General features: G+C 69.7%; 5 protein-coding genes. All 5 read right to left on the bottom strand.

The genetic code is table 11. The annotated features are described in order from the left end of the window. Window positions 1–55 precede the first annotated feature (55 nt). Window positions 56–1,393, bottom strand: coding sequence for a peptidylprolyl isomerase (locus FKV24_RS00025; RefSeq protein WP_111267175.1), 1,338 nt, complete (start codon window positions 1,391–1,393; stop codon window positions 56–58). Next, window positions 1,390–3,855, bottom strand: a complete 2,466-nt coding sequence (gene lptD / locus FKV24_RS00020; RefSeq protein WP_425481551.1) for an LPS assembly protein LptD — start codon at window positions 3,853–3,855, stop codon at window positions 1,390–1,392. The genes FKV24_RS00025 and lptD overlap by 4 nt, the downstream gene beginning before the upstream one ends. 140 nt (window positions 3,856–3,995) lie before the next feature. Continuing rightward, the gene (locus FKV24_RS00015; RefSeq protein WP_141480713.1) at window positions 3,996–4,916 is read right to left on the bottom strand and encodes a histone deacetylase family protein; all 921 of its coding nucleotides are present in this window, start codon (window positions 4,914–4,916) and stop codon (window positions 3,996–3,998) included. A 4-nt stretch (window positions 4,917–4,920) separates the two neighbouring features. Beyond that, the gene (locus FKV24_RS00010; protein ID WP_141480712.1) at window positions 4,921–5,172 is read right to left on the bottom strand and encodes a YdeI/OmpD-associated family protein; all 252 of its coding nucleotides are present in this window, start codon (window positions 5,170–5,172) and stop codon (window positions 4,921–4,923) included. A gap of 8 nt (window positions 5,173–5,180) precedes the next feature. After that, the coding region (locus FKV24_RS00005; protein ID WP_141480711.1) for an ATP:cob(I)alamin adenosyltransferase at window positions 5,181–5,361 on the bottom strand (181 nt) is incomplete at its 5' end.

Genomic DNA, 5,361 nt, shown 5'->3' with positions numbered 1-5,361 from the left:
CGGCCCGACGCCGGCCGGCTCGCCCGGCACCAGCGCGAGCCGGGGCAGGGCCATGTCAGCCGCCGCTGGCGGCGTCGGCCGTCTGCGGGCCGACCCTCAGGTCGACGAAGGCCTCGCCGCGCAATTCGCGCAGGAAGCGGTTCCACTCGTCTTCCAGCTTGCGCCGGCCGATGGTCTCGGCGACCTGGTTGCGGCGGTTCTGGTCGGTGACGTTGGTCTGGCGGCTGCCGGTGCGCTCGACGATATGCCAGCCGGTAGAGGTGCGGAACGGTGCCGATACCTGGCCGTCGGCGAGACGGGTGACCTGGCCGCCGAATTCGAGGCCGAAGGCGTCGGCGCTGAACCAGCCCAGATCGCCGCCGCGGGCCTTGCTGTTGAGATCCTGCGACTGCTCGCGGGCGAGGGTGTCGAAGTCGGCGCCGCCGGCCAGGCGCGCGGCGAGGGTGTCGATCTCGGCCTTGGCCTCGGCGTCGCTGTTGTTCTCGTCGACGCGGATCAGGATGTGGCGCGCCTTGTACTGGGTGACCATCTGGTCCGGAACCGCGCTGGCGTCGCGGGTTTCGACCATCTGCAGCAACTGGAATCCGCTGGGGCCGCGCAGCGGCTGGCTGACCGCGCCCGGCGACATGTCGCGGACCATCTGCATGAACGCGTTCGGGATCTCGTCCAGGCTGCGCCATCCCAGATCGCCGCCTTCCAGCGCGTTGGGGCTGTCGGAATAGCGCACCGCGGCGGCGGCGAAGTCCATCTCGCCACGGTCGAGCAGGGCCTTGATGCCCTCGATCTTGCGTTGCGCGGTCTCGATCTGTTCGGGGGTCGCGCCGTCGGGCAGGGCGACCAGGATGTGGGCGAGGTGGTACTGGGCGCCGCCGGACTGCTGGGCCTCCATCGCCGCCTCGATCTCGGCGTCGCTGACCGAAACCCGCGACTGCGCGTAACGCTGGCGCAGCTTCTGGATCATCAGTTCTTCGCGGACCGATTGCCGGAACTCCTCGTAGGAGGTGCCGTCGCGGGCCAGCTGCTGACTCAGCTGATCGATGCTGATGCCGTTCTGGCCGGCGATGTTGGCGATGGCGGCGTCGACTTCCTGGTTGTTGGCCCGGACTCCGGTGCCCTCGGCGCGCGCGACCTGGAGCTTGACCAGGACCAGGCGCTCGAGCACCTGCCGTTCCAGCACCTCGCGCGGCGGCAACTGGCCTTCGCGGCCGCCGTACTGGGCGAGGATGTTGGCGATCGCGCGCTCGAGCTCGCTGCGCAGGATCACGTCCTCGTCGACGATGGCGGCGATGCCGTCGATCGTCTGTCCCTGTATCGGCGCCTGGGGTGTCTGCTGGGCCTGGACGGACGAGGTGAACATGGCCGCGGCAAGGGCACAGGCAAGGTATTTCTTCATAGGATCGGATCGGGCGAGGAGTCGACGTTGTCGTCGGTGATGAGGGACGGAGGGACCAGGTACAGGTCGTCTCGGTCGTAGCCGAGAATAGCACGGCGCAGTTCGCGCTCGGTTTTCTGGCCGGCCGAGCCCAGGCCCTTGAGCTCGAACTCAAGGCGCAGCGAATCGTCGAGGTCGCCGTCGCGGTTGCGGACGTAGCGGCGGGCGACCAGGCGCACCGCCAGGCAGCAGCTTTCCCACTGCACGCCGGCGATCGACTCCAGCAGTTTGTCGTCGAGCAGCGAGTAGTAGTAGCGGCCGACCACGCTCCAGTTCTGGTCGATCGGATACAGGAACGAGAAGTCGACCTGCTCCAGCAGGTCCTCGCGGGTGGTCGGGTTGCGTCGGTAGCGGTAGCCGAGGTTGACCACCCCGGCCTCGCCGATCAGGTAGCGCAGGCGCAGGCTGGCCAGATCCTCGCCGCGGAACTTCGGGTCCCACTGGTAGCCGACGTTGATGTTCCAGCGGTCGCTGGGCGAGACGCTGACGTCCGCGATCCAGGCCGACTTGCCCTGTTCGATCGGGCGCTCGCCGCCGAGGGTGGTGCGGACATCGTCGAAGTACTGGATCTGGCCGATGCTGGCCGACAGCCGCTCGCGGCCGTCGTCCTCGCTGATCAGGCGGGTGGTCAGCGCGGTGGTCAGCTGGTTGGCGTCGGTCTGGCGGTCGGCGCCGGTGTAGCGGTTGTCGCGGAACAACTGGCCCCAGCTGTAGGTCATCGCGGTGGTGTCGAACCGGGGCAGGTCGGACTGGTCGCGGTAGGGCGCGTTGAGGTAGTAGATCCGCGGTTCCAGCGTGTGCAGGTAGCGCTCGCCGCGGATCGTGGTGCTGCGGTCGAAGTAGACCCCGGCATCGAGCGAGGCGATCGGCAGGCTGCGACTCGGGGAGTCGTTGCGGAATCGCGCGATCAGGTCCGGAGTCACCGGCACCCCGTTGTCGTTGGCGAAGTCGGTTGCGCGATCGGTCGCGATGCTGTCGGCCAGATCGCTGTCGAGGCCATACGAGGTGTAGCGCCAGGCCAGGGTCGGGCGCAGGAACCAGCTGGCGCCCTCCAGCGGCATGCTGATGTAGGGCTTGAAGTCCAGGCGGCTGCCTTCGTCGCGTACATCGTGGCGGAACTGCACCGCCTCGGCGGACAGCCCGGCCTCGAACCAGTTGCCGAACGGCTGCGACCAGTTGAGGTAGGCGCGCGGCAGGCGGTCGTAGCGCAGATTGCGCTCCGGAACGGTGTAGTCGGTCAGCTGCTGGTGATCGGCCATCAGCCCGGCATCCCAGTAGCGGCCGCGACCGTACAGGCCGACGGTGCTGGTCATCTGGTAGGACGAGCGGCCGAACAGGCTGTTGCTGAAGTCGTCCAGATAGTGGGGGTCGCTGACCCAGCCGAGGTTGGCGCTGGCCTGCCAGCGGCCGCCGAACCAGCCGTCGCCGAGGTTGTGCCGCGCCTTCAGTCGGAACAGGCCGCGGTCGTCCTCGGGCAGGGTCGCGCCGGCGATCGGATTGCCGTTGTCGTCGCGCAGGTAGCGGTCCGGCTCGTTGCCGGGCAGCTTGTCGTGCGGCATCCATTCGCCATAGAACTCGCCGCGGCCGCCCGGGTACAGCCAGCGGAACTCGGTGCCGAGCATCGCGCCGCGCTCGGACATGATCCGCGGCGTCAGGGTGGCGTCGTAGTTGGGCGCGAGGTTGAGATAGATCGGCTGCTTCCAGTCAAGCCCGTTGCGCCCGGACATCGAGATCGACGGGTACAGCAGGCCGGTGCGGCGGCGGTCGTCGATCGGGAACATGAACCACGGGACGTACAGGATCGGCACGTCGCGGATCTTCACCACCGCATTGCGCGCCACCGCCATGCCTTCCTCGGTGTCGATGTCGATGCGCTGGGCCTTCAGCTGCCATTGCTGGTCGTCGGGATCGCAGGTGGTGTAGGTCGAGCCGACCAGCGAGCCCTGCGCGCCGTGCAGGTCGATCCGCTCGGCGCCGCCGTTGCCGCGTCGTTCGGTCAGCTGGTACTGCAGGTCCTGGATGCTGTGGCGGTCGGCGTTCTGGTCGCCCTCGGCGCGCTCGGCGAGGATCCGCATCCCCGAGTCCTGGTAGCGCACCCCGCCTTCGGCGACGTACTGGCCGCTCTCTTCGTTGTAGCTGAGCACGTCGGTGTGCAGGAACTGGTCGCCGCGGCTGAGTCGGACGTTGTCCTGGACGACGATGTTCTCGCCATCGCTCTCGCGCGACAGGCTGCCGCCCTCGATGTCGGTCGGCGCGTTCGGCCGGTCGGCCGCGGTCGCGTCGGTCGCGGGCGCATCCTCGAACGGCGGCACGGCGTCGCCGACCGGACACAGGCTCCAGTCTTCCTGTTCCTCGGCCGCCATCGCCGGCAGGGCGAGGGCGATGCACAACGAAAGCGGGAGCAGCTGGAGGGTCTTGCGCACGCGGCCTTCCATATTCAGAGACGAAAGCGGTCGCTAGCTTGCCGCATCGGCGATGCCGGCGGCAACGCGGGAGCGGTCCGGGGGCGGTTCGTGTTCATTTTGGTCGCCTCGGCGTCGATGCCTTTGTTCAGGTTCGCGGATCAGCCGCCATGGCCGATTAACGCGCGGACATGGGCGACGCTGCACTCGCGCAGCGCGTCCAGATCGTAGCCGCCCTCCAGCATCGACACGATCCTGCCGTCGGCGTGACGGTCGGCGACCGCGCCCAGCTCGGCGGTCAGCCAGGCGAAGTCGTCGGCCTCCAGCTCCAGCTGCGCCAGCGGGTCGAGACGGTGGCCGTCGAAGCCGGCCGACACCAGCACCAGTTGCGGCCGGAAGCCGGCCAGTGCCGGCAGCAGGCGTTCGCGCCAGGCGTTGCGAAAGGCCTCGCCGCCGCTGCCGGGCTGCAGCGGGGCATTGAGGACGTTGCCCAGGCCGCGCTCGTGGACGTGGCCGGTATCGGGGTAGAGCGGCATCTGGTGCGAGCTCAGGTACATCACCCGTGGGTCGCTTTCGAAGATCGCCTGGGTGCCGTTGCCGTGATGGACATCGAAATCGACCACCGCGACCCGTGCCAGACCGTGGCGTTCGCAGGCGTGCGCGGCGGCCACGGCGATGTTGTTGAACAGGCAGAAGCCCATCGCGACCGAGCCGGTGGCGTGGTGGCCGGGCGGACGTATCGCGCAGAAGGCGCGCCGGGTCGACCCGCCCATCACCGCGTCGATCGCGGCGATGCCCGCGCCCGCGGCATGCAGGGCCGCTTCGGCCGAGTCGGGTCCGAGCAGGGTGTCGGGGTCGAGCGGGGTCGGTTCGGTCACCGGGGTGTCGAGCACCAGGGCCAGCAGGGCGTCGTCGTGGACCCGCAGCAGCTGGCCGCGGCTGGCGCGCGGCGCCTCTTCCCAGGGCAGTTGCGGGAACGCCCCGCGCAGCGCGTCGGTCACCGCGCTCAGCCGGGACGGCCGTTCGGCATGGCTGGCGCCGGGATCGTGGCGGAGGCAGGCGGGGTGGGTGTACAGGCGCATCGGCTCAGCGCGGGGCGCGTGGGCGCCAGGCCATGTTCATGTACGCGTCGCCGCGGCGCAGTTCGTCGAGCATCTGTTGCAGGCGCCTGCTGCGGGTGTCCTCGCGCCGGGTGCGGGCGATCCAGCCGAGATAGTCGTTGCGCTGGCAGGCGGGGCGTGCGCGATGGGCGTCGAGCAGGCCCCTCTCCCGCAGCGCCGCGAGCACTTCGGCGGGCATCGGGTTGAGTTCGCGCTTGAGGCCGCCGGCGGTCGCCATGCCGATCCTCAGACCCGGCGCCGCTCGTGCTTCCACAGCACCTCGCCGTGGCCATCGGCGCGGGCCAGCACCCGCGCCAGCACGAACAGCAGGTCGGACAGCCGGTTGAGGTAGCGGATCGCCTCGGGACGGACGTCCTCGACGCGCGCCAGCGCCACCGCCTCGCGCTCGGCGCGGCGGACCACGGTG

The sequence above is a fragment of the Marilutibacter maris genome, from assembly GCF_006546735.2.
In the GTDB taxonomy this organism is placed as follows: Bacteria; Pseudomonadota; Gammaproteobacteria; order Xanthomonadales; family Xanthomonadaceae; genus Marilutibacter; species Marilutibacter maris.
Note: the sequence above shows the minus strand (reverse complement) of the source record. Positions and strands in the feature narration are given on the sequence as shown.

Coding starts and splice junctions, on each gene's coding strand:
- FKV24_RS00025 (WP_111267175.1), bottom strand. CDS start 1,393: ATGAAGAAATACCTTGCCTGTGCCCTTGCCGCGGCCATGTTCACCTCG.
- FKV24_RS00010 (WP_141480712.1), bottom strand. CDS start 5,172: ATGGCGACCGCCGGCGGCCTCAAGCGCGAACTCAACCCGATGCCCGCC.
- FKV24_RS00015 (WP_141480713.1), bottom strand. CDS start 4,916: ATGCGCCTGTACACCCACCCCGCCTGCCTCCGCCACGATCCCGGCGCC.